General features: G+C 58.6%; 2 protein-coding genes and 1 tRNA gene. All 3 read left to right on the top strand.

Annotated features, from left to right (window positions below; genetic code table 11):
* Positions 1-69: 69 nt before the first annotated feature.
* Positions 70-1,467, top strand: coding sequence for a transposase (locus ACE4YL_RS13090; RefSeq protein WP_422146314.1), 1,398 nt, complete (start codon positions 70-72; stop codon positions 1,465-1,467).
* Positions 1,468-1,758: 291 nt separating this feature from the next.
* A tRNA-Arg gene (locus tag ACE4YL_RS13085) sits at positions 1,759-1,835 on the top strand.
* 126 nt (positions 1,836-1,961) lie between these two features.
* Positions 1,962-2,214: PadR family transcriptional regulator (locus ACE4YL_RS13080; RefSeq protein ID WP_461369709.1), on the top strand; the 253-nt coding region annotated here is incomplete at its 3' end.

Below are 2,214 nucleotides of genomic sequence, written 5' to 3'. Positions count from 1 at the left end.
CCCTAATCCTTAGCGACCCGGGGAAAAGCTCACCCTACGGGTGAAATTGGACTCGCCTCTTGCTATACTATGGGCATGAGCAAGCACTACACGAAGCAAGAACGCCGAATTGACATTGAATTTCGCCCTTCAAACCGCGCGACAGCCCACGGAGGCCAGTTTGGAATGAACGGGTTGGCGCATGAGTTTGGTCTGTGGGATCGGGTAAAAAAGGATCGGCGTCTGGACCCCCGGACGCACTGCGGCAAGGGATTTGATCCGTGCGTATATGTGGCCGCTTTTATATTCAGCTTCACCAGCGGGGGTGACTCGTTGGCCGATGCCGGCCGATTGGATGATGATGACTCGCTTAAGGCGATCCTGGGAATCGAGAAGTTCCCGGACGAGACGGCGCTGGGCGAATGGTTGCGGAACATCGGCGATGAAGGGGCGGCGGCGTTGCGCGAAATCGTGCAAGAGTTCGTCCAGTGGGCGCTGGGTCGTGCAAAGTCGGAGCGGTTGCTTCACGCCGGGCAACTGGAGAGCTTTTTCGATGACACACAACTGGAAGTTAGCGGACAGTGCTTTGAAGGGGCCAAGCTCAACTATGCAGGCAAGGTGGCCCTTTCTTGGCAGACGCTGTGGGTTGGGCCGTTCGTGGTGGACGGGGTGGTCGGTTCCCCTGCCGATCACAAGGAGCCGTTGAGCAGTGGCGAGACGGGCAACGATGTCAGCGCTTGGTTGCCCGAGATGATCGAACGCAACAAGCACCTGTGGGCGGGGCAGACCAGCTATCTGTATGCCGACAGCGCCTCGAGCGCCGGGAAGTATCTCGAAGCCATCGAGGAGGGCTTCGATCAGTACACGGTCAGCTACAACCGGTGGACCCGAGCGCTGGATCGCAACGCGAGCCTGCTGCCCGAGGTTGCATGGAGCAAAGAGCAGATCATTCGCTGGCGTGATGGGCACGACCACCTGACGCAATACGCTCGGCTGCGTTACCGGCCGGCGGGCTGTGAGAAGAACAAGCTCTATGCCGTGTGCAGGCACCGCCGTGCCGATGGCGAGCTTTTCTGGAACTACAACTTCGTTGCCTGCGATCCGTCGCGTACCGAGGGGCCTGCCGAAGCGATCTTTGAACGACACCGGCTCAAAGGCGATTACGAGCGGCGCTTCGGCGAGTTGCTTATCGATCTGGGACTTCATCACCCCCCGTGCAAGAGCCTGGCCGCCAACAATGTCTACTATCAGCTCGGGATGCTGGCGTTCAACATGCTCCAAGCCATGAAGCTATTGTATCTGCCCGACGAACATCAGCCCAAGCGGGTTCGAACGATCATTCATCACCTGCTCCTGATTCCGGTGGAAATCAAGCGGCACGCGCGGCAGCTCAAGGCCGTCTGCTTTGTGGCGGCAGGTTGGATCCAGTGGTGGAGGGACTTCTTACATGAATTGGTCCCCGCTTATCGCCTGCTTGGATGCACATAGGGCCCCCGGCCCAGCTCTAACTTGCTCTTGATGCCCCCTCCCATAGCCGAGCTGTGCCTTTTTCCGGCTAAAATCTACTCGAACGCTTATAACACCACCTTGTCAGAGCCCTTGCCGGGGTGTTTGCACCCCTCATTGTCGCCTCCGTGGTGCCTGACCGTCTACAACGCCCCCAAAATCCAGACACCTCACCAGTCGCTAAGGATCAGGGTTCCCGCAACCGATAACGGCCTTTTTTCTTGCCACGGGTGCGGGTGCGCCGTAGTGTCCGCATGGAAACAATTCCTCCGCGTGCCTGTAGCTCAATTGGACAGAGCGTTAGCCTCCGGAGCTAAAGGTTGTGGGTTCGACCCCCGCCAGGCACACCATTTCGGCATGCGCCGGAAGGGGGCGGGGAGAGTTTTTTGGGGGGGCGTTTTCTTTATTTATTTCGGCGGCTTGACAGTCGCGCCGGTATTATGTATTGCGTAATACATGATGCGGAGTAGCTGGTGATGGAGAGCTGGATTACGCAATTGCGCAAGGGCGTGCTGGAGTACTGCGTGCTGCTGGTGCTGCGGCAGGGCGAGAATTACGGCTATGAAATCGTGCAGGCCTTGAAGCGCATCGAGGATTTGGCGGTGTCGGAGAGCACGATTTATCCGATTCTGGGCCGCTTGAAGGCAGAGGGATTTTTGAAGGATCGCGATGTGCCGTCGCCGGCGGGTCCGCCGCGGCGGTATTTTTCGATGACGCCGCGGGGCAAGG

Origin of the sequence: Candidatus Darwinibacter acetoxidans (assembly GCF_041936445.1) — a bacterium.
In the GTDB taxonomy this organism is placed as follows: Bacteria; Bacillota; Limnochordia; order Darwinibacteriales; family Darwinibacteriaceae; genus DTU010.
Note: the sequence above shows the minus strand (reverse complement) of the source record. Positions and strands in the feature narration are given on the sequence as shown.